A 20,788-nucleotide genomic window follows, 5' to 3' on the forward strand; every position below is an offset into this window, starting at 1 on the left:
CGGTGCTGTCCGACGTCCCGCCAACGCCGCTCGTGGAGGTCTTCGACGCGCGGCTCGGCGGGGTCAGGCTGCTGCTGAAACGGGACGATCTGATCGATCCGGAGATTCCCGGGAACAAGTGGCGGAAGCTGCGGTACAACCTCGCGGAGGCGGCCGCGCTCGGGCACGACACCCTGCTGACGTTCGGCGGCGCCTACTCCAACCACATCCGCGCGACGGCGGCGGCCGGGGCGCGGTTCGGGTTCCGGACGATCGGCGTCATCCGTGGCGAGGAGCACGTTCCGCTCAATCCGGTGCTGGCGTTCGCGGCGGCGCGCGGGATGGAGCTGCGGTACGTCTCGCGGACGGCCTATCGGGACAAACCGGTGCCTCCCGGGCGGTTCTATGTGTTGCCGGAAGGCGGCTCGAACGGGCTCGCGGTGCGGGGATGCGCGGAGCTCGCCGCCGAGATCACCGTCCCGTACGACGTGCTGTGCTGCCCCGTCGGAACGGGCGGGACGCTCGCGGGGCTGGCGCTCGGCCTGCGTCCCGGCGCCCGCGCGCTCGGCTTCGCGGTGCTGAAGGGCGGCGGGTTCCTCGCCGACGAGGTCCGCCGCCTCCAGGACGAGTACGGGCGCGCCTGCGCGGCCTGGTCCCTGCGGACCGACTTCCACCACGGCGGCTACGCGCGCACGACCCCTGAACTGGACGCCTTCGTCACCGACTTCGCCGCCCGCCACGGGGTCGCCCTGGATCCGATCTACACCGGCAAGATGCTTTACGGCGTGTACGCGATGGCCGCCTCCGGCGAGTTGCCTACCGGCACGACGGTCGTCGCCGTCATCACCGGCTGAGACGGGGCCTTCCAGGGGCCACCGTCCCCTTCCGTCGGTCCCGGCGTCCCGTCAGGGGGCGCGTAGGAGGTCGAGGAGCCCCGCGTCGCCGTCCTTCTCCCTGCCCTCTCTGAGGGCGCGTTCCATCAGGGCCAGGTAGGGGGCGACGAGCTCCGGCGAGACCCGCCGCTCGGCGGCGGTGCGCAGCAGGGTGGCGGCGCCCGCCACCTGCATGCGCAGACCGGAGTCGGTGTCCGGTTCGGGCGCGCCCGCCGCCAGTCGGGCGGCGGTCTCGTGGACGGAACCGGCCATCGCCGTCAGGAAGCCGGCGAGCAGGTCGGCGAAGGCGGGCAGGTCGAGGCCCTCGTCGCGGACCAGGGCGAACGCGTGGGTCGTGCCGCCGAACATGCCGTACATGGCGCTCAGGAGGGCGACGTCGAGCAGCGCCGCGCGGCCGGGCGCCGCGCCGGTGTAGTGCGGCTCGGCCGGGACCGCCAGCGTGTCCCGGTGCGCGGCGAACACGTCGTCGTCGCCGCTGTAGAGGACGAAGGCGCCGCTTCCGGGCACGCCGATCATCGGCGGGACCGCCATGACGCCGCCGCTGAGGAACCGGGCGCCGCGCCCGTGCGCCCACGCGGCCCGTCCCCTGGCGTCCTCGGGCGTGCCGGTGGTGAGGTCGACGAGGGCGCGTCCGGTGAGGTCGGCGCCGTCGAGCGCCGTCCCGACCGAGGCGTCGTCCCACAGGACGGTCACGACGAGGTCGGCGGCCGCGACGGCGGCCGCGGCGGTCCGCGCGACGTCGGCGCCCGCCGCGGCGAGGTCACGGGTGCGCTCGGCCGTGCGGTTCCAGACGGTGAGGGGATGGCCGGCGGCCAGCCAGGCCCGCCCGAACGCGGTGCCCATCGCCCCGGTTCCGAGCAGGCTCACCCTGGCTGCCGGTGTGTCGTGCGGTGTCGTCGGGTGCGCGAAGATCGTCATGCCCTCACCCTCGTGCGGCCCGTACCCGGTCACAAGTACGCACTTCAAGGTGGGTGGTTACCTTGGGGAAAGCGACAAGCTCAGGAGGCACCCGTTGCGCACGACAGGCCGACCCGCCGCCCACCACTGCGGGACCGCCGCAGCTCTCGACGTCATCGCGGGCCGCTGGAAGGTCGCCATCCTCTGGGAGCTCGACAACGGAGTCCGCCGCTTCGGCGCCCTCCGCCGGGCCCTGGACGGCGTCACCGAGAAGGTGCTCGCCGCCCAGCTCCGCGAACTCGAGGCCGACGGCATCGTGCGCCGTGAAGTCCACCCCGAGACCCCGCCGCGCGTCGAGTACTCCCTCACCCCCGTCGGGCAGGCCCTCAACAAGGCGCTGGACCCCCTGGGCGCCTGGGCCGACGACCACCTCCGACCGGCCTCGTAGCCGCCGGGTAGGGACGGCCCGGGGTTGGTTCAGGTGGCGAGGCGGATGGGGGACATGAAGGCGTTGCGGGCGCTGGCGGTGGCGAGCGGGGCTGGGGGCGGGGCAGGGGTCAGGGTGGGGGCGGGGAGGTCGAGGGCGGTGGACAGGAGTGCGGCTTCGGCCTCCAGGGCGGGGAGCAGGGTCGGTGGAGTGTCGGGGAAGAGGGCGTGGCGGAGGGTGAGGGATTCGGGGGTGGCGTCGAAGTCCCAGACTCCGGCGACGACGCCGTCGTGGAGGATGACGGAGGTGCCGTTGCCGGACTTGTCGTAGACGTGGGGATGGGTGTCGGGGGTGGTGAGGCGGGGGGCGCGGTTGGGCAGGGCGTAGCCCATCATCAGGGCGTCCCAGTACGGCAGGAGGCGGACGCCGGTGGGCGGGGCGGCGTCGCGCAGGTCGGGGAGGTCGGCGGTGAGGACGAGGGCGGGCGCGCCCGCCACGCTGACCTCCGTGGTGTCGAGTTCGGCGAGGGCGGCCTTGGTGTCGCGGACCGTCCAGCCCGCCCACCACCTGAGGTCGGCGACGGTGGCGGGGCCGAACCCGTGCAGGTAGCGGCGGGCCAGCTCGACCCGCGCCTCCTCCGGCTCCGCCCTGGTCGGCGGCGTGCCCGTCCAGGACTCCCAGGCGGTGTAGGCGTAGGCGTCGCTGCGCCAGCCGCCGCGCACCTCGGCGCGGACCAGGCGGCACTCCCTGCCCATGAGCGCGATGACGTACTGGAAGTCCTTGACGACGTCGCCCAGGGCGGCCCGGATCTCGGCGCCGGTGGCCGACGGCACGGAGGCGAGGTGCGCGAGGACGCGCGCGGAGAGCGCCTCGTACTCGTCCTCGGTGATGCCGATCTGCTTGAGCAGGCGGGCCCGCGCGCGTGGCCCTCCCGCGTGTGTGGCGGCGAGCACGACGGGCAGGTCGGCGGCGCCGACCGCGAAGTTCATCTCGTGCATGGCGCGGACCCGCACGAGGCTGCGCTCGGTGTACAGCGCGCGATCCAGATCGGCCAGCCGGAACCCCTCGACGCGCGCGGCGAACGTCAGGTAGCACGTGGGCGCCGAACCGAACGCGCCGACGACGACCCGCGCCGCGTCCTCGACCGAGGCCAGCCGCTGCCCCGCCAGCCCCTGCCGCCGCGCCACAAGGCCGCGTGCCTGCGCGTACGTGAACTCTTCCACGCCCGCCAGGCTAACGACCCCCACCGACATTCTCCGGCCCTGCCCGAACGGACCTAACCGGCGAACCACACCAAAGCGCCGTTCGGCTAGGTGACGGTACCCCTCCACTCAGGTAAGGCTTGCCTTTCTTTACCGAAAGCATGGTGTCGGAGACGCGCCGCTTGGGCATCCTTGGATCAGCGGAAAGACTCCCACCGGTTCCCAGACCAGCGGATGACGGTCCTCCGGGGCCAGGGTGAGGGACGGTGTGGACACGGCCGGGTCACTCAGTGCAGCCCCCTGGTGCTGAGCGGCCCGGCCTCCTTACGTCTCGACACGTCTCGACGTCTCGGCTCAGCCCGTCTCGTCTCAGCCCGTCTCGTCTCAGCCCGTCTCGGCCACGGGGCGCGGCGTGCGCAGGCGGCTCAGCGGGATGACGAGCGGGGTGCCCGAGGACGGGTCGCTGATGATCTGCGCCTCGAGGCCGAACACGTCGCGGACAAGATCGGCGGTGAGCACCTCGGCCGGCTCGCCCTGCGCGGCCAGGGCGCCGTCACGCATCGCGACGAGGTGGTGGGCGTAGCGGGCGGCGAGGTTCAGGTCGTGCAGCACCATGACGACGGTGTGACCGTCGTCGTTGAGCTCGCGGACGAGGTCGAGCACGTCGATCTGGTGCGCCAGGTCGAGGAACGTGGTGGGTTCGTCGAGCAGCAGCAGGTCGGTGCCCTGGGCGAGGACCATCGCGATCCAGGCGCGCTGCCGCTGGCCGCCCGACAACTCGTCCACCTGGCGTTCGCGTAGGTCGAGCAGTTCGGTGCGGGCGAGGGCGGCGGTGACGGCGTCCTCGTCGGCCTGCGACCACGGCCGGTACCAGCTCTGGTGCGGATGCCTGCCGCGCGCGGCGAGTTCGGCGACGGTGAGGCCGCCGGGCGCGATGGGCGACTGCGGCAGCACGCCGATGGTGCGGGCGACGTCGCGGGTGGGCAGCCTCTCGATGAGCTCGCCGTCGAGGATGACGCTTCCGGCGCGCGGCTTCAGCAGCCTGCCCAGCGCGCGCAGGGTGGTGGACTTGCCGCAGCCGTTGGGACCGATGACGGCGGTGACCTTGCCGTCGGGGATCTCCAGGTCGAGCCCGTCCACGACGATCCGGCCGTCGTACGCGAGGCGCAGCCCTTCGGCGCGCAGCCGTGTCGTCGTCTTGGTCATCGGCGTACCTTCCGCGTCCCGTCGGCCGCCCGGGACGAGCGGATGTCACTTAGGCAAGCCTTGCCTCAGCCACGAGCATAGCGAGGAGGTAAGACCTTCGGCGAGGCGGGAGACGTGATGACTCAGCGTCCGCAGGCATGCTAACTTAGGTTAGCCTCACCTAAGTCCTCGGAGACCCCCATGACGCTTCAGCCACTGCTGTCCCTTCTGGGGACACTCGCCGCGTCCGGCGACCTGCCCGGCACGGCGCCCGGCCTTCGCGAGACCGGAGGCACCACCGTCACCCAACTCGCCACCACCCACCGCGACACCCTCGACGCGATGGTGACCCGGCACTCAGCGCGCTGGAACGCCCCCCGCCACGTCGGCGCGACACTGTGGTGGAAGGGCTATGCGTACTGGACGACCGTACCGATCGCGCTCTCCTGGTCGCTCACCGGGATGTTTCCGGCGTTCACCCCCGACACGCTCCGCGTGCGCGACCTCGGCGAGGAAGAACCGCACATGCGTATCGGAACGGCCTCCGACGTCGGTACCACGACGGACTTGGCGGGGCTCCTCTCCACCCTGCACGGGCCGCTCATAGACGCGCTCGCGGAGGTGGCCCGTGCGGGCCGCCGAAACCTGTGGGGTTCGGTGGCCGAATCCCTCACCCGGCCCGTCACCGCCTACGCGCACCTGCTACCGCCCGCCGACCCCGCCGAGCTCTTGGCACTCGCCGGACGGCCCGTCCGCGACCTCATGGAACTCGACCCGCCACGGCGCAGAACCTGCTGTCTGTGGGTCACCCTGCCGGAGACGGAGGCGTGCGGAACGTGCTGTCTCACATCCCGTCCGGCGCGGTCGGCGCGGGCCGCCGGGGCGCTCGACGGAGCCGCCGCCTGACCCGTTGTCGGAAATCTCTCCCGACACATCCGAAACCCCCTGCCAGAGGGGCATTTCAGGGCTTATCGTCAAGGGATACCCAAGCCCCGTTAGAGGAGTGCCATGCTGGTGGTGTTCTTGGTCGTCGCGTGCCTGGCGGTCGCCGGTGCCGAGCTCTACCTGGCCTTCGGCCGGACCAGACGCGAGACGGCCGAACGCACCGCCCAGCGGGAGTCGACCGAGCGCGCCTCCGAACGGCTGCGCGAGGCCCTCGAGGCGCTCGACACGCTCCGCGCGGACCTCGCCGGGCGCCCGGACGCCGCCGACCTCGCCCGGCTCACCAAGCGCACCACGGAGCTCGCCCAGACCCAGGAGGACCTCGTCTCGGCCCTGCGCCGCTACGACGAGCTCGCCGGGTACATGACGAGGGTCGAGGAGCAGACCAGCCGCCTGGAGACGTCCGTCGCCGAGGTCCGCCGAGGGCAGGGCGCGAAGATCGACGCGGCCCTGGCCCACCACGAGGCGACCCTCACCGAGCTGCGCGCCGAGGCACAGGCCGCGCTCGCCGAGGCCCGCCGCGTCGCCGCCGACCAGAACGCGCTCGCCGACACCGTCACCGCCGAGCACGCCCGCCAGGGCGCCGCCCTGGAGACCGCCCTCGACGACGCCCGCCGCGCCACCGACCAGCGCGTCGGCGAACTCGCCGAGACCATCCGCATCGCCACCCTCCGCCTCAACGGCCTGACCGACGCGCTCCGCGCCACCGACGCCCGCCTGGAAACCCTCACCGAAGACACCCGCGCCACCACCGCCCACGTCGAAACCCTCGCCGAGACCGTGCAAGCGGCCGACGCGCGGGTGGACGGGCTCGCGGAAGACGCGCGCGCGGCTGCCGTGCACGTCGAGACCCTCGCCGAGACGGTGCAGGCGGCGGACGCGCGAGTGGACGACCTTGCGGGGGTTGTGCGGGGGGCTGAGGAGACGGTCGGGGAGTTGGCTCGGGTGGTGCGGGAGGACGGGGAGCGGCTGGCGGAGGCCGTCGCGCGGGCTCGGCAGGCCGACGAGGCGGCGGAGGCGCGGATCGAGGAGCTGGCGGCCGGGCCACGGAACGACACGGCGGTGCGGGAGCTGGCCGCCGAGCTGGCGGAGCTGCGGGCCGCGAGCGACGAGCACACGGTGCGGCTCGCGGACGCGCTGTCGGAGCTGCGGCTGACGCGCGCCGAGCAGGCCGAGCGGCTGGACGAGGCGGTGGCCGACCTGCGTGAGCGGGTCGCGAGGCCGGAACGCCTCCCCGAGCTGCCCCGCCGCCTGGAGGAGCTGGACGACCCGGCCGCCCTGGAGGTGATCCGCACGGAGCTCGTCGCCCTGCGCGGAAGGACCGACCTCGCCCTGGACCGGCTCGACGAGCTGGACGCCGAACGCGACAGGGACCTGGAGCGCTACCGCGACCTCGCCCAGGCGCTGGACGCCGTCGAGGACCACATCGCGGGCCAGCGCGCGGCGGGCGACCAGGAGCCGACGACGGTCAGGGGCGGCCTCGTGGGGGCGCGCCCGCTCTCGCACGAGCTGCTGTCGAAGTCCTACGAGAACCTGGTGGACGCCGTCGACCTGCGGGTCCGGATGCAGGTCCCGGCGGGCGAGTCGCCCTGGCGCACCCAGTACTACCTCGCGGGCAAGAACCCGGCGCGGCTGCGGCGCGACTTCGTGGCGCTGCTCGACGGCCTGCGCGGCACCGCCGCCGACCCGCGCCGCGACGCCCTGCACGCGCTCGCCGTCGAGCTCCAGGCCGCCGGTGACGCGTTCGCGCAGATCGGCCCGTTCATCCTGGTCCACGTGCAGGGCGCGCTGCTGTGCGGGGTGCTGACCGTCGCGGAGTCCCGGCGCTTCGACATGGACAGGTTCCTCGGCGACCCGGCGGCCGCCGCGAGCGGCCTGCGCCTCCTGCCCGAGCAGCGGTTCCGCGACCTGAGCAGCTGGCCCCAGACGGCCTGAGCCGGGGTCGGTTCCGGCCGGGCGGCGCGCCGCGTGCGGGTTCTCGGCGGGCCCGCCCGGGTCGCCCCAGGAGGCGCTCAGCGCCGCCCAGCGGCGCCGGGAAGTGCCCGGCGCAACTCGGAGCGCCTGAGGGTGTGCGCGGGGCCCTGCGGCGAACTGGGGGCGTTCCGGCTGGTCAGGCGCCGCGCTGGCGGAGCGCGGCGAGCGCGCGGTCGGCGTGCACGTTCATGCGCAGCTCGCTCTTCACGACCTCGAGCACGGTCCGGTCGGTGTCGATGACGAACGTGATCCGCTTGGTCGGCGCGAGCGCGATGTTGCGGGCGACGCCGAACAACCGGCGGACCTCGCCGTCCGGGTCGGCGAGCAGCGGGTAGCCCAGGTCGTACTTGCCGCTGAACTCCGCCTGCCGCTCGACGCTGTCGCCGCTGATGCCGACGGGGCTCGCGCCGAGCGCCTTGAACTCGCCGACGATGTCGCGGAAGTGGCACGCCTCCGCCGTGCAGCCCGGCGTGAAGGCCGCCGGGTAGAAGAACAGGACCACAGGCCCGTCGGCGAGCAGTCCGCCCAGCGTGCGCGGGGTCCCCGTCTCATCCGGCGCCGTAAAATCCGGCACCACTTCACCGATCTTCATCCCGTCACGCTAGCGCGCCCCGTCCGCGCCGACCAGACCGGCCCGGTCTTCCGGGCGGTCAGGCAAGGGCGGTGAGGTTGGCGACCTGGTCGGGGGTCAGGGTGACCGAGACGGACGCCATGTTCTCCTCCAGGTGGGTGGTGGAGGACGTGCCGGGGATCGGCAGGATGACCGGGGAGCGCGCCAGGAGCCACGCCAGGGAGATCTGGGCGGGGGTGGCGCCGGTGGACTCCGCGACGGTCAGCAGCGGGCTGTCCGGGCCCGCCAGCTCGCCCGCGGCGATCGGGTACCACGGGATGAAGCCGATGCCCTGGGCCTCGCAGTACTCCAGTACGTCAGCCGAGCCTCTGTCTGTGAGGTTGTAGCGGTTCTGCACGGTCGCGATGTCGGCGGTGCGGCGCGCCTCGACGACCTGCTCGACCGTCACCTCGGACAGGCCGATAGCGCCGATCTTGCCCTCGACCACCATGTCGCGCAGCACCCCGACCTGGTCGGCCACGGGGAACCTGGGGTCGATCCGGTGGAGCTGGAACAGCTCGATCCGCTCCAGGCCGAGCCTGCGGAGGCTCAGTTCGACCTGCTGGCGTAGGTAGTTCGGGTCGCCCAGGACGTGCCACTCCCCCGGGCCCGTCCGGACGAATCCGGCCTTCGTCGCGATGAGGATGTTGTCCATGTACGGGTGCAGGGCCTCGCGGATGATCTCCTCGCTGACGTACGGCCCGTAGGAGTCGGCCGTGTCTATGAGGTCGACGCCCAACTCGACGGCGAGGCGGACGACCCGGACGGCCTCCGCGCGGTCCTGCGGCTCGCCCCAGACGCCGGGCCCGGTGATCCGCATCGCCCCGAATCCGAGGCGGCGCACCTCCTTGCCCGCGATCCTGAACGTGCCTGACGGGTTCAACAGCGACGTCACGGCGGCACCCCCTCGTCGTTACCCTTGATCGATTACATCAGGCGTACCCCGTCGCCCACCACGCCGGGTCCCAGGGGTGACCGGTCCGGCGCCGGGCGTAGGGGAATCGCCGCTCTAGGGGCGACGTTATGCGCGGTATGGACGATGCGCCTGATCAGGAGCCCGGCGGCGCCGAGGCGGTGCCCGAGGACGTCAGGCGCGGAGCCGTCGCCCAGGTCGCGCGGGCCAGACGCGAGACCGTCACCCTGATCGCGTCGCTGACGCGGCTGTGGGACGAGCTGGTGGCCTCCGCGGAGCAGAGCAACATCGACGACGAGCACGACCCCGAGGGCGCCACCGTCGCCTGGGAGCGCGCGCAGCTCGACGCGTCCCTCAGCCGGGCCCGCGCGGACCTCGACGCGCTCGACCAGGCGGCCGAGAGGCTACGGACCGGAGCCTTCTGGACGTGTGAGAGCTGCGGGGACGCGATCCCTCCGGCCCGGCTCCAGGCCCGGCCGACCACGCGGCTGTGCCTTCCCTGCGCCGCCCGTCCGCGGCGCTGACGCGGTCAGGGGGTGTCGTCGGAGGAGTCGGCGTCGTGGACGAGCAGGGCTATCTGGACGCGGTTGTTGAGGTCGAGGCGGGTCAGGATCTGCGAGACGTGGGTCTTGACCGTGGACAGCGCCAGGTGCATCTCACGGGCGATCTCGGCGTTCGACAGGCCGCGTCCCACGGCCCGTGCCACCTCGCGCTCGCGGTCGCCCAGCCGGGCGAGGCGGGCCCGCGCGGCGGCCGCCCTGTCGTCCCGGCCGGGGCCGCCCGCGACATGCCGCATGAGCCGCCTGGTGACGGCCGGGGACAGCACCGGGTCGCCCTCGGCGACGGCGCGGATGGCGGCGACGAGGTCGGCGGGCGGCGTGTCCTTCAGGAGGTAGCCCGCCGCCCCGGCCCGCAGCGCGCGGAGCACGTGCGCGTCGGTGTGGAACGTGGTGAGGACGAGCACCTCCGGCGCGCCCGGACGGGCACGCAACGCCTTCGTAGCGGCGAGGCCGTCTACGACCGGCATACGGATGTCCATGAGCACGAGGTCGGGGGCGTGCGCGGCGACCAGCGCGGGCACCTCCGCGCCGTCGGCGGCCTCCCCGACGACGTCGATGTCGGGCGCGCCGCCCAGCATGAGGCGCAGGCCCGCCCGCACCAGGGGGTCGTCGTCGACGAGCAGGACGCGGATCACCCGTCCACCCTCTCATCGGCGTCCTTGCCGACGGGCCACGGGAGGCGCGCCGACACCCGGAAGGCGTCTCCCGCCGGGCCTGCCGTGAGGCGGCCCCCGGCGAGCTTGGCACGCTCGGCGAGACCGAGCAGGCCGTGCCCGTCGTCGTCTGGCGGCGTCCAGCCTTCCGGCAGCGGATTACTCACCCGGACGGTGAGCCCCTCTCCCGGCCCTCCTTCGACGGCCACGGTGACGGGCTCGTCCGGGGCGTGCTTACGCGCGTTCGTGAGGGCCTCCTGGACGATCCGGTAGGCGGCCCGTCCAATGGCCGGTGGTGGCACGGCGTCGTTGGGCGGGCCCTCCAGGCGGATCTCCGCGCCCGCCGCGCGGGCCTCCCCGACGAGCCGGGCCAGGTCGGACAGGTCGGGTTGGGGGCGGTCGGCCTCGTCCGGGTCGGCGCGTAGCAACCCGATGACCTCGTGGAGGTCTGACAGGGCGAGCCTTGCGTTCTCCCGGATGAGCCCGGCTGCGCGCGCGACCTCCTCATGCGAGGCCCCTGCGTTGAACTCCAGCGCACCCGCGTACACGCTGAGCAGGGAGAGGCGGTGCCCGAGCACGTCGTGCATCTCGCGGGCTATCTCCTCGCGCGCTTCACGGCGCGCGCCCTCCGCGCGCAGTTCGGCGCGCGCCTCGGCGAGTTCCGCGCGCTCCCGCAGCGACGCCAGGAGCTGCACGCGCGACCTGCGGAACAGCCCCCACCCGAACGCGGCGACGACGGCGGCCAGGTAGGTCAGCGCGCTACTGAGCCTCTCCTCCGTGTAGTCCGGCAGCCGCAGCAGGACGGCGGGGACGGGCGCGACGGCCACGACCGCGACCCACACGACGGCCCGTGCGCGCGCGGTGGCCGCCGCGGTGTACACCGCGACGACGACCGGGGCGAGCAGGTAGTGGGCCTGGCTCGCGGCGAGCATCAGCACGATCGCGAGCGGGGCGGGCCAGCGCCGACGCAGGAGCAGCGCCGCGCAGCCGAGCGCGGCGGCGGCGTACTCGGCGTTCCTGGCGACCGGGCCCGGATCGCCGGGCAGCGGGAGCTCCGCGGCGATCTGCAGGGTGACCAGGGCGGCCAGGGCGACGAGCCCGAGATCGATGGCCCACTCGCGGCGGGTCCGGCGGACATGGCCCATGACCTGCAATGTATGCGGGCTGCCGGGCGCGCGGGATCACGCAAGGCGAACGCCGTACTTAAGTAGGCCCCGTTCCCGTCGCAAGGACGACCCGGCCGGGTCGCTCGGAGCTAGGCGCCCGTGGTCGACCCCGGCCGGACGATCATCAGGACCACAACGACGGCCCAGAGCAGGTTGAACACACCCGTCACCATGCCAAGGCGGGCCGCAACGGATGGGGCCTGAGCGGGCTCGGCGAGGAGACGGCGCTGAGCCGGAAGGACGGCGAACAGGAGGAGGGCGCCCGCGACGGCCGTCAGGGCGATCGACACAAGGAGCCAGGTGTCGGTGAGCACGCCCATGGCCTGCGCGGTGGCGAAGCCGAAGGCGGGGACGGCGACACCGACGACCGTGTAGACGCGGCAGATCCGGTGCAGGAAGGCCGCGGTCCCGTCCGTGCCGCCGCCTCCGGCAGCCTCCTTCGCGTACCGGGGGAACAGGGAGGCGGCGACGGCGACGGGGCCGATCGCCAGGATCGCGGCGATGACGTGCGCGGAAAGCAGGACCTTGGTCACCGGGAGCTCCTCCGAGGGGTACGGCAGCCGATCGATCGGCTACCAATAGGTTGGCTGCCTGACTGTCTATCACGCGACCGTCCGGTTAGGTAGGCTGCCTATCCATGAAGGCGGATTCCGTCCGGGGGCATCTGGACGCCCTGCTGCTCGCCGCGCTCGAAGGCGGCCCGCTGCACGGCTACGCGATCATCACGGCCGTCGAGGAGCGCAGCGGCGGCGCCCTGGAGCTGCGCAAGGGCACGGTCTATCCGGCGCTCAACCGGCTGGAGCGGCTCGGCCTGCTGCGCAGCTCCTGGGAGGCCACCGGCGAGCGGCGCCGCCGCCGCTACGCCCTCACCGACGCGGGCCGCCGCGCCCTCACCGACGAACGCACCGCCTGGCGGGAGTTCACCCTCGCCATCGGCTCCGTCCTCAACCCCTTCCCCACGCCGTGACCCTCCCCAGGGCCGACGCGCCCAGCTCGACCGTGGGCGAGTACGTGCGGGAGCTTGAGAGCGCGTTGCACGGGCCGCAACGTGTGCGAGCGCGGTTGGTGGAAGAGATCCAGGGCGGTCTGGAGGAGGCCGTCGCGGAGCTGGCCGAGGAGGGGTGGGCCGTCCGGGACGCGGAGCGGGAGGCGGTGCGGCGGTTCGGGCCGGTCGCCGAGGTCGCGGCGGCCTGCCAGCGCGAGCTGACCGTCGCGCAGGCCCGGCACACCGCGTGGGCCGTCGCGCTGGCCGTCCCGGTGCCGCTGGCCTGCTGGGCGCCGCTGTGGGAGGGCACGGCCGCGCGGCTGCTCGCGCTGCCGTTCGCCGCCGTGGCCGCCGGGGCTGCGCTCCTGGCCGTCGCCGTGCTCGCCGCGACGGGCGGCCTCGCGCGCCGTCTCCCGGCGCCGGGCGCCCTCCCCAGGGCGATGGCCTGGACGGGCACCGCGGCGTCCGTCGCCCTCGCCCTGGGCACCGCCGCCTCCTGCCTCGCCGCACTGCGCGGAATCGACGGTCCGTTGCTCGCCCTCGCCGTCACGACGGCGCTCGCGGGCCACGGCGCGGTCGCGGCGTCCGCCCGCGCCTGCCGCGCCTGCCTCCGCCTCGCGTCCTAGGCCGCGCGCCGAGATCCGGCTCCGTCACGGTTCCCCGCCGACGGGGCTCGGCGGGTGTCCGGAATGCAACGATCTCCGGACCCACCCCCTGATGCGAGGAGACCCCATGACCCCCCGGGACCTGCGCCGTGCCGCGAGCCTTCAAGTCGCCGCCCTGCTGGTCGGCCTCGGCGTGATCCTCGCGGTGGCGCCGCCGGGCGCGCGCTGGTGGCCGCTGGCCGTCTGGACGGTCATCGCCGTCCTGTCCGCCGTCCTCGTGGTCAAGCTGCTCGACCTCGCGGGACGGCTGGAGGACCTGCCGGACGAGGACGAGCGCTGAACCCGGCGCGGGCCCGCGGCGGTCGGTGCGGGCCCGCGTCCGGCGCGGTCGGGCGGTGGTGGTGCCGGTGGCGGTCTGGCGCCCGCGGAAAATGTCAGAGGCGCATGATTACATTCAATCAAGGCCGGAGAAGCGTCTAGAACGCGGTGTTTTGGTGGAGTTCGGGATGCTGGGCGGTTTGTGACGTTCGCGGCTTAGGTAGCAAAGATGCAGCTTGTCGGCATGGAGAGGGGTTGGAAACACGATGTTTACCGCGCGGGGCTTCCAAGGATCTACATGTAATCCCCCAGACTGGGACATACCGAGTCCGGGAAGCACACCGGAAGGAGCTGGATGCGGTGAGGGCACTGATCGACACGATGCAGGGCGTGGACGCCGGGCATCTGCTGCACGGGCAGCAGATCTCCGTGGACCGCGTGCGCATGCGCTACGCCACGGGCACCACCGCGCTGGAGGACGTCACGCTGAGCGTCGCGCGCGGCGAGTTCGTCGCGATCGTCGGGCCGTCCGGCTGCGGCAAGTCGACGCTGCTGCGGCTCGCGGCGGGCCTGGAGCGGCCCACCGCCGGGTCGGTGGCGCTCGGCACCTCGTCGGCGGCGTTCATCTTCCAGGATCCGACGCTGCTTCCGTGGCGCTCGGTCCGCAAGAACGTCGCGCTGCTCACGCAGCTCGCCAAGCTGCCGAAGGACGAGCGGGAGCGGCGTGTGGACGCGGCGGTGGAGGCCGTCGGCCTGACGGCGTTCGCCAAGCAGCTCCCCAGGGCGCTGTCCGGAGGGATGCGGATGCGGGTCTCGCTCGCCCGCGCCCTCGCCCTGGAACCGGAGGTGATGCTCCTGGACGAGCCGTTCGGCGCGCTCGACGAGCTCACCAGGGACGAGATGCAGTCCCAGCTGCTGGAGCTGCACCGCCGCGCGGAGTTCACCGCGATGCTCGTCACCCACTCCGTGTCCGAGGCGGTCTACCTCGCGGACCGGGTGGTGGTGATGTCGGCGCGGCCCGGCCGGATCAGCGGCGTCGTCGAGGTCGGCCTGCCGCGCGACAGGGACGCGGCGATCCGGTTCGACCCGCGGTTCGTCGCGCGGGTGTCCGAGGTGTCCGCGCTCCTGCACGGGCGGGGGTGAGCGGCCATGGCGAGCACCACGCTCCCCGCCGTGAAGACGGCCCCCGAAGCCACGTCCGCGAAGCGGCCACGCGCCGCCTGGGCGCGCCGCGCCTTCGTGCCCTCCCTGTCGATCGTGCTGGGCCTGGCCGCCTGGTACTTCGTCAGCTACGCGCTCCTGACCCCGGACCGCCGGTTCCTGCTACCGCCCGCCCACGAGGTGCTGACCAGGGCGCTCCTCGACCCCGAACACGTCAGGCCGATGCTGGAGGCGCTCGCCGTGACGGCGCGGATCACCGCGCTCGGCCTCACCGTCGCCACCCTGATCGGCGTCCTCGCGGGCATCCTCATGAGCCGGTCCCGCGTGGTCGAGCAGGTGGTGTTCCCCTACGCGGTGATGCTCCAGGTCGTACCCGTGCTCGCCCTGGTGCCGCTCATCGGCATCTGGTTCGGCTACGGCTCGTTCTCCCGCACCGTCGTCTGCGTGATCATCGCGCTGTTCCCGATCATCACCAACACCCACTTCGGGATGCGCTCCATCGACCGGAGCCTGCACGAGCTGTTCACGCTCGGCCGGGCGTCGGGGCCGCGCAGGCTCCTCAGCCTGGAACTGCCCGCCGCGCTCCCGTCGATCCTGACCGGCCTGCGGATCGCGTCCGGGCAGGCCGTCGTCGGGGCGATCATCGGCGACATGTTCTTCGCCCAGGGCGAGCCGGGCATCGGCACGCTGCTGGCCGCCTACCAGGCGACGCTGCGCTCGCACGACCTCGTCGCCGCCATCTTCCTCGCCTCCCTCTTCGGCGTCGCCGTCTTCTCGCTGTTCGCGCTCACCTCGCGGCTCGCGGTCGGACGGTGGCACTCCTCCGGCGCCCGCTGACGCCACGACAACGAAAGCAGGAGCATGACCACCGACTACTCACTCGCCGAGCTCAACAAGGAGGCCCGGATGGGCGGGCTCGGGGTCGAGACGACCGACCGGCAGATCCCGGTCATCGACCTCACCGACTTCGACGCCCGCAAGGCCGAGATCACCGACGCGCTGTGGCGGGCCGCCACCGAGATCGGCTTCTTCCAGATCACCGGCCACGGCATCGACCCGGCGCTCGTCGACCGCGCGTTCGCGGAGGCCGCGCGGTTCTTCGCGCTGCCCGAGCACGTCAAGGGGAAGGTCCCGCTGGTCAAGGAGCACAACGCGGGCTGGGAGTCGCTCACCCAGGTGCGGCCGTCGATCGGGACGCCGGACCGCAAGGAGTCCTACCAGATCACCCGTCCGCACATGGCTTCCCTCTGGCCGGACAAGACGGACCTTCCGGGCTTCCAGGAGTTCATGCTGGACTTCGAGGCGCGCTGCTGGGACGTCGCCATGCGGGTCCTGTCCTGCTTCGCCGACCGGCTCGGCTTCGACACCGGTTTCTTCGCCCGCGCCCACGACCCCGCCGGCGCGGACTACCAGTCGACGCTCCGGCTCATCCACTACTTCGCGCTGCCCGACGACTACGAGCCCGACCCGGCGGTGTGGCGGGCCGGCGCGCACACCGACTTCGACTGCCTCACCCTGCTGTTCCAGCGCGACGGACAGGGCGGCCTCCAGGTCTGCCCCGGCCGGGACGCCGACGCGCAGGAGTGGACGCCGGTGCCGCCGTCGTCGGAGGCGATCACCTGCAACATCGGCGACATGCTCATGCGCTGGTCCGACGACCAGCTCATGTCGAACTTCCACCGGGTGCGGATGCCCGTCGCCGGGGAGTACACCGGGCCGCGCTTCAGCATCCCGTTCTTCGCGCAGGCCAACCGGGACGCCCTCATCGAGAGCCCCGGCGGCAAGTACGCGCCGATCACCGCGGCGGAGTACCTGAGGCAGCGCGTCACGGCCAACTACGATGAGCGCAAAGCCTGAGGGACGGCAGGGGCCGCCCGGCCCGCACGGACGCCGTGACGGCCCGGCCGGGCCGTCACGGCGCGGAGGAAGGACCATGGGCAGTAGCGACAACGGCGAGCTGCTCGTCGACACCGTCTATCACCGGCTCACCGAGCGGATCTTCTCGGGCGAGCTGCCACCGGGCACGCCGCTGAGCGTCCCGGCGCTGGCGGCGGAGCTGGACGTCAGCCGCAGCCCCGTCCGCGAGTCGGTGCAGCGGCTCATCTACGACGGGATCGCCGTGCACACCCCGTACGCGGGCGCGAAGGTCGCGGTGATCGACGAGGAGTCGATCTTCGACGTGATGCAGGTGCGGGAGGTCCTCGACGGCCTCGCCGCCCGCGAGGCCACCCTCAAGATCGACGACGCGGGCCTCGCCGGGCTCGCCGCGATCATCGAGCGGCAGGCCGACCTCCTGTCCCGCGAGCCCGACCCGCACACCGAGGCCGCCCTCGACCTGGAGTTCCACACAGCGATCCGCGCCGCCTCCGGCAACGCCGCCCTCCGCGACGCCCTCCACCGCCTCGACGCCCGCGCCCACCTCTACCGCTCCGGCCTCTGGTCCGTGCAACGCAACCGCGAACACGCCCTCGCCGAACACCGAGCCATCCTCACCGCCCTGGACGCCGGCGACCCCACCGCCGCCCAGACCACCGCCGCCGCCCACGTAGCCGCCCTCACCACCCGAATGAAACGCTGGCTGACAACCCACCCCTAACCCCCTCCGCCGACCGGTTGACCACCTCAAACCGACCACCCACCTACTCCTCCGAATAACCCGCCCGATTCCCCAACACCAACACCACGACGTTCACCACGACCGACCAGGAAATCACCACCACCCCGAACACCACCACCGGCAACGGCACCCCCCAACCCCGACCCGACACCACCCTCCCCCCCGAAGCCTTCTCCGAACTGACGCGACATCACCGTTCCTCGTCCGGCGGGATCTTTTCCAGGCGGTTGGTACCGTTCGGTTCGATGATCCAGAGGTCGCCCGGGCAGGCCGGGCCGTCGATCTGCGCCAGCCTTTCTTCGCTCTCGGCATCGACGAGGAAGACCCGCACGCCTCTGCAGGAGGTGAGCAGGCGCTTTTCCGACTTGGCGTGGACCCTCAGGAGGCGGAAAGGACGTCGCCCGTCTCCCTCGTCCACCATCACCACGACCAGCCTGTCCATGCCGTTGCGCACCTGGAAGTACTCCTCCGGCGCGGGAACACTGTTGTAGGGCAGCACACAGCCGCCGACCAGCCAGGCCCCCGAAAGCGGCCCCCACACCTTTCGCCAGCTTTCCCACACGCCGCTCACCGCCTTTCTCCGTTCGAGGTGGACCCGGCTCCCACGCGCGCCCCTCGGGTCTCTCCGGCCGGACGGTCCAGGTGGGTGGTGCCGTCGGGGTCGATGACCCAGACGGAGGCCGGGCAGAGAAGGCCGTACGCCTCGGCGACGAGGGCGCCGCCAGCGGTCCGCAGTGCGGAGCGGTGGCCGCGACAGCCGTCGGCGAGCATCGCGCTCCGCGGACCGGGACGGATCGGGCCGAGTTCCAGCCTCCCGTCCGTGTCCTCCACCACGAGGAGGACCGGCCTGTCCCACTCGTTGAGCACCGAGAAGGACACCCCCACGTCCTCCCCCTCATCAATCGGCACCAGAAAACACCCCGCACCGAACACCAGAACCCCCGCGAGCGCGGCACACCCGGCGAATGCCCTCACCCACCCCCTCCCCACCGCACTCTCCTCACCCAGCCCCGAATCCGAACATTCCGGTCAGCGTCGCGCCCTCGTCACGCAGCTCCGGTTCGCCGACGACCTGTACCTGTGCGACCACGGCCGCGAGGGCGGGCTGGGCGGTCGGCTTGTCCGGGGCCGCGCCGGTGAACAGGGTGAAGGTGGTGGAGCGGTCTCTACGGTGCCATCCGGGCGGCGAATCGGCGTCGTAGTCGGCGGAACTGCCGGTCCTTCCGCAGGAGATCGTGCCGTCCGGCGGGTTGACCGATGGCTCGCCATCGCTCCGCGTCGGCGGGGCGGCGGGCTGTCGTGCGGGATGTCGGGTGGGGGTGGGGTTAGAGGTGGAGGGTTTGGTTGAAGGAGGTGGTGGTGGTGGTTTTTAGGTCGGGTAGGGGGAGGGGGGTGGGTGGGGGGTGTGGGGGGAAGGTGAGGGTTTGGAGGGTTTTTTGGGGGGTGCGGTGGAGTTCCAGGTGGTGGAAGTGGGGGGCGCAGGGGCGGAGGGTGGTGGAGTGGAGTTGGGCCAGGAAGAGGGGCTCCTGGTGGGGGGAGTATTCGCCTTCCAGCCAGGGGAGGCGGGGGGTTGAGGGGTGGGGCCAGAGGGTGGGGTGGCTGTAGGGGAGGTGGGAGGGGGATTCGGGCCAGGGGGTGAGGAGGCCCGCGTGGGTGGCGGCTCGGGCGGCCAGTTCGGGGAGGGCGTTGGTGTCGGGGAGGAGGAGGGTGATGGGGGCGTCGGGACAGAGGTCGGGTGAGGTGAGGGGGAGGGAGGTTCTGGGGTGGCGGTGGAGGGAGAGGAGGCGGGTGGGGATGTCGCTGGTGGCTACGGACCAGGCGAAGCGGCAGCAGGAGTCGAAGGACGGGAAGACGGCGCACACCGGCGTGTAGGAGCGGGCCGGGACCAGGCGGAGTTCCACCCGGGTGAGGACGCCGGGGCGGCCGTGGGAGCCCAGGACGGGTAGGACGTCGGGGCCCTCCAGGCGGACGTGGCGCGGGGTCGGCTCGCGGGTGAGGAGTTCGACGGCGAGGACGTTGCCGTCGCGGAGGGCGCCGTGCGAGGCCGAGCCGAGCGCGACGGGGCCGCCGCCGCACACGAAGCCGGAAGCCGTCGCGACGTCGGCGGAGCCGGGCAGGAGGGCGAGCTCCTGCCCGGTCGCGCGGGCCGCCTCCTCCGCGACGCGCAGCACCGTGCCGGGCAGCAGCGAGATCCGGCCCGGCTCGACCGCCAGCACCCCCGCCACGCCCCTGACGTCCACGACGAGCCCCGCTCCCCCGACACCCGGCCGACCCGCACCGCCCGGCCGCAGGACGCCTCCCAGACGCCCGCCGAGGTACTCCCCCGGATCGCCGGGCCGGACCGGGACGGGTGGGGCCGTGCCCGCGCCGTGGACGGTCAGGGGCATGCCGTGCCGGGCGGCGCGGGCGACGAGCGCGGTGAGTTCGGCGACCGTCCGTGGGCGTTCCCCGGACGGCGGCGCGAGGCCGTCGGGTGAGGGGAACGGGCGGTCGGGGGTGCGGAGGAGGCCGTCGAGGGTGGTGCGGGGCATGGTCAGCGGGCGGCCCGGACGCGGTCGGTCTCGCGGAGCGGGGTGGAGACGGCGCCGGTGCCCTTGAGGCCCGCGACCTTCATGGCGATGTTCTCCGCGATGGTGATGGGCGGGTAGCCGGGGGACGCGGTGTCGGCGCAGCCGGGCAGCGTCTCGATGACGGCGTCGTGGTCGCCGTCGAAGAAGAACGCGGCGGAGCGGCGCCGGACGATCGAGCCTCCGACGACGGGCGGGTCGACCCGGTGCACGGTGGACAGCCAGCGGTCGTTCGTCCACCGGGCCATCGCGTCGCCGAGGTTCACCAGGAAGGCGCCTTCGGCGGGCTGGACGTCGTGCCAGACGCCGTCGGTGTCGAGGACCTGGAGGCCGGGCACCCGGTCGGCCCACAGGACGGTGAGGATGCCGAAGTCGGTGTGGGCGCCCATACCGAGGACTTCTCCGGCGACGGCCTCTCCTTCGGGGAGCGCGTAGTTGTTCATCTTGAGCGCGTCGATGGAGCGGCCCGTCATGCCGTCGAAGTAGCCCTGCGGTAGGCCGAGCGCGTCGGTGAAGACGCGGAGGAGGGTCCGTGAGAGCGTCCGTACCTCCGCGAAGTACCTTTCGACGGCCGGGCGGAACGTGCTCGCGGCGTCCGGCCACGTGTTGTCCGCGTAGCTCGCCTCCGGCAGGTCCGGGTCGGCGTACCAGGAGCGCTCGCTCCCGACGGTGAAGGACTCGTAGAAGTCGTTCATGGCGGTGGTGATGCCGAGGCTGCGGCTCAGGGACTCGGACTTGGGCGGGGAGTAGCCGCGGTTCTCCCCCGGCCTGCGGTACGCCTTCTTGGCTTCCAGCGGCAGGCCGAAGAACGTGTCGAGCGCGGCGCCGAGGCCGTCGATGACGGCGTCGGGCACCCCGTGCCCGGTGATCTGCACAAAGCCGACCTCGCGGCAGGCGCTGTCGAGTTCGGCGGCGACGCGCGCGCACTCGGCCGAGGCGCCCGCGTGCGCGCCGGGCGCGCGGTAGGGGCTGATGTCCAGGACGGGAACGGTGAACATGGGCTCTTCCCTCTCTCGTGACGGGGCCGGCGGTACGAGAGGCGCCCGGTCCGGCAACTTCAGGGGTTGCATGTAATCCCTGGTTCCGGGAACCAGCCTGCGACCTCGGTATGTCATCCAGGTAACACCAGGTTAA

At 72.9% G+C, this 20,788-nt stretch carries 24 protein-coding genes; 12 read left to right on the forward strand and 12 right to left on the reverse strand.

Annotated elements, in window-relative coordinates; all coding sequences use genetic code 11:
* Positions 1 to 2: 2 nt before the first annotated feature.
* Positions 3 to 833, forward strand: coding sequence for a 1-aminocyclopropane-1-carboxylate deaminase/D-cysteine desulfhydrase (locus LO762_RS27580; RefSeq protein WP_230619014.1), 831 nt, complete (start codon positions 3 to 5; stop codon positions 831 to 833).
* Positions 834 to 884: 51 nt separating this feature from the next.
* Here the strand turns inward: LO762_RS27580 and LO762_RS27585 are convergent, their stop codons facing one another.
* Positions 885 to 1,838, reverse strand: a complete 954-nt coding sequence (locus LO762_RS27585; RefSeq protein ID WP_308104663.1) for an NAD(P)-binding domain-containing protein — start codon at positions 1,836 to 1,838, stop codon at positions 885 to 887.
* Positions 1,839 to 1,884: 46 nt separating this feature from the next.
* Between LO762_RS27585 and LO762_RS27590 the strand changes: the two genes are divergently transcribed.
* The gene (locus tag LO762_RS27590; protein WP_230619015.1) at positions 1,885 to 2,217 is read left to right on the forward strand and encodes a helix-turn-helix domain-containing protein; all 333 of its coding nucleotides are present in this window, start codon (positions 1,885 to 1,887) and stop codon (positions 2,215 to 2,217) included.
* A 29-nt stretch (positions 2,218 to 2,246) separates the two neighbouring features.
* Here LO762_RS27590 and LO762_RS27595 read toward each other — a convergent pair whose 3' ends face one another.
* Complete coding sequence (locus tag LO762_RS27595; protein ID WP_308104664.1) at positions 2,247 to 3,419, reverse strand: winged helix DNA-binding domain-containing protein; 1,173 nt, start codon at positions 3,417 to 3,419, stop codon at positions 2,247 to 2,249.
* A gap of 363 nt (positions 3,420 to 3,782) precedes the next feature.
* Positions 3,783 to 4,604 carry an ABC transporter ATP-binding protein gene (locus LO762_RS27600; RefSeq protein ID WP_230619016.1) on the reverse strand — a complete coding sequence of 274 codons (822 nt, stop codon included), beginning with the start codon at positions 4,602 to 4,604 and terminating at the stop codon, positions 3,783 to 3,785.
* 180 nt (positions 4,605 to 4,784) lie between these two features.
* Between LO762_RS27600 and LO762_RS27605 the strand changes: the two genes are divergently transcribed.
* Positions 4,785 to 5,489: a hypothetical protein gene (locus LO762_RS27605; protein WP_230619017.1), complete on the forward strand. Its 705-nt coding sequence runs from the start codon at positions 4,785 to 4,787 to the stop codon at positions 5,487 to 5,489.
* A 102-nt stretch (positions 5,490 to 5,591) separates the two neighbouring features.
* On the forward strand, positions 5,592 to 7,460 hold the full coding sequence (locus tag LO762_RS27610) for a hypothetical protein (RefSeq protein ID WP_230619018.1): 1,869 nt from the start codon (positions 5,592 to 5,594) through the stop codon (positions 7,458 to 7,460).
* 175 nt (positions 7,461 to 7,635) lie between these two features.
* On the opposite strand, the gene LO762_RS27615 is transcribed toward LO762_RS27610, so the two are convergent.
* Positions 7,636 to 8,091 (reverse strand): peroxiredoxin, encoded by a 456-nt coding sequence (locus LO762_RS27615; protein WP_230619020.1) that lies wholly within the window; start codon positions 8,089 to 8,091, stop codon positions 7,636 to 7,638.
* Between the two features lie 58 nt (positions 8,092 to 8,149).
* Positions 8,150 to 9,004 (reverse strand): aldo/keto reductase, encoded by an 855-nt coding sequence (locus tag LO762_RS27620; RefSeq protein ID WP_308104667.1) that lies wholly within the window; start codon positions 9,002 to 9,004, stop codon positions 8,150 to 8,152.
* 137 nt (positions 9,005 to 9,141) lie between these two features.
* Between LO762_RS27620 and LO762_RS27625 the strand changes: the two genes are divergently transcribed.
* Positions 9,142 to 9,546 carry a TraR/DksA family transcriptional regulator gene (locus LO762_RS27625; protein WP_230619022.1) on the forward strand — a complete coding sequence of 135 codons (405 nt, stop codon included), beginning with the start codon at positions 9,142 to 9,144 and terminating at the stop codon, positions 9,544 to 9,546.
* Positions 9,547 to 9,551: 5 nt separating this feature from the next.
* Here LO762_RS27625 and LO762_RS27630 read toward each other — a convergent pair whose 3' ends face one another.
* The 3 genes from LO762_RS27630 to LO762_RS27640 all read right to left on the reverse strand — a co-directional run bounded on the left by LO762_RS27630 (position 9,552) and on the right by LO762_RS27640 (position 11,934).
* Positions 9,552 to 10,217, reverse strand: coding sequence for a response regulator transcription factor (locus LO762_RS27630; protein WP_308104669.1), 666 nt, complete (start codon positions 10,215 to 10,217; stop codon positions 9,552 to 9,554).
* A complete protein-coding gene (locus LO762_RS27635) occupies positions 10,214 to 11,380 on the reverse strand; it encodes a sensor histidine kinase (protein WP_230619024.1) in 1,167 nt (388 codons plus the stop codon). Before LO762_RS27635 ends, LO762_RS27630 begins: the two co-directional genes overlap by 4 nt.
* A gap of 110 nt (positions 11,381 to 11,490) precedes the next feature.
* Positions 11,491 to 11,934 carry a hypothetical protein gene (locus tag LO762_RS27640; RefSeq protein ID WP_230619026.1) on the reverse strand — a complete coding sequence of 148 codons (444 nt, stop codon included), beginning with the start codon at positions 11,932 to 11,934 and terminating at the stop codon, positions 11,491 to 11,493.
* Between the two features lie 104 nt (positions 11,935 to 12,038).
* On the opposite strand from LO762_RS27640, the gene LO762_RS27645 reads away from it, so the two are divergent.
* From LO762_RS27645 to LO762_RS27675, 7 genes are all read left to right on the forward strand, one after another.
* Positions 12,039 to 12,368, forward strand: a complete 330-nt coding sequence (locus LO762_RS27645; protein ID WP_230619028.1) for a helix-turn-helix transcriptional regulator — start codon at positions 12,039 to 12,041, stop codon at positions 12,366 to 12,368.
* 44 nt (positions 12,369 to 12,412) lie between these two features.
* Positions 12,413 to 13,012: a permease prefix domain 1-containing protein gene (locus LO762_RS27650; protein WP_308104705.1), complete on the forward strand. Its 600-nt coding sequence runs from the start codon at positions 12,413 to 12,415 to the stop codon at positions 13,010 to 13,012.
* A gap of 106 nt (positions 13,013 to 13,118) precedes the next feature.
* Positions 13,119 to 13,331, forward strand: coding sequence for a hypothetical protein (locus LO762_RS27655; protein WP_230619031.1), 213 nt, complete (start codon positions 13,119 to 13,121; stop codon positions 13,329 to 13,331).
* A gap of 338 nt (positions 13,332 to 13,669) precedes the next feature.
* Positions 13,670 to 14,452 (forward strand): ABC transporter ATP-binding protein, encoded by a 783-nt coding sequence (locus LO762_RS27660; protein WP_230619032.1) that lies wholly within the window; start codon positions 13,670 to 13,672, stop codon positions 14,450 to 14,452.
* Positions 14,453 to 14,458: 6 nt separating this feature from the next.
* Positions 14,459 to 15,307, forward strand: coding sequence for an ABC transporter permease (locus tag LO762_RS27665; protein WP_230619033.1), 849 nt, complete (start codon positions 14,459 to 14,461; stop codon positions 15,305 to 15,307).
* Between the two features lie 24 nt (positions 15,308 to 15,331).
* On the forward strand, positions 15,332 to 16,327 hold the full coding sequence (locus LO762_RS27670) for an isopenicillin N synthase family oxygenase (RefSeq protein WP_230619035.1): 996 nt from the start codon (positions 15,332 to 15,334) through the stop codon (positions 16,325 to 16,327).
* 76 nt (positions 16,328 to 16,403) lie between these two features.
* Positions 16,404 to 17,066 (forward strand): GntR family transcriptional regulator, encoded by a 663-nt coding sequence (locus LO762_RS27675; RefSeq protein ID WP_230619037.1) that lies wholly within the window; start codon positions 16,404 to 16,406, stop codon positions 17,064 to 17,066.
* Positions 17,067 to 17,277: 211 nt separating this feature from the next.
* Here LO762_RS27675 and LO762_RS27680 read toward each other — a convergent pair whose 3' ends face one another.
* The 4 genes from LO762_RS27680 to LO762_RS27695 all read right to left on the reverse strand — a co-directional run bounded on the left by LO762_RS27680 (position 17,278) and on the right by LO762_RS27695 (position 20,652).
* Positions 17,278 to 17,658, reverse strand: a complete 381-nt coding sequence (locus LO762_RS27680) for a hypothetical protein (RefSeq protein ID WP_230619039.1) — start codon at positions 17,656 to 17,658, stop codon at positions 17,278 to 17,280.
* Entirely contained in the window at positions 17,655 to 17,996 is a 342-nt protein-coding gene (locus LO762_RS27685; protein WP_230619042.1) for a hypothetical protein, read from the reverse strand. Before LO762_RS27685 ends, LO762_RS27680 begins: the two co-directional genes overlap by 4 nt.
* A 416-nt stretch (positions 17,997 to 18,412) precedes the next feature.
* Complete coding sequence (locus LO762_RS27690; RefSeq protein ID WP_230619044.1) at positions 18,413 to 19,618, reverse strand: FAD-binding oxidoreductase; 1,206 nt, start codon at positions 19,616 to 19,618, stop codon at positions 18,413 to 18,415.
* A gap of 2 nt (positions 19,619 to 19,620) precedes the next feature.
* On the reverse strand, positions 19,621 to 20,652 hold the full coding sequence (locus tag LO762_RS27695) for an isopenicillin N synthase family oxygenase (protein WP_230619045.1): 1,032 nt from the start codon (positions 20,650 to 20,652) through the stop codon (positions 19,621 to 19,623).
* Positions 20,653 to 20,788: the final 136 nt, after the last annotated feature.

It is taken from the genome of Actinocorallia sp. API 0066, from assembly GCF_020991275.1.
In the GTDB taxonomy this organism is placed as follows: Bacteria; Actinomycetota; Actinomycetes; order Streptosporangiales; family Streptosporangiaceae; genus Actinocorallia.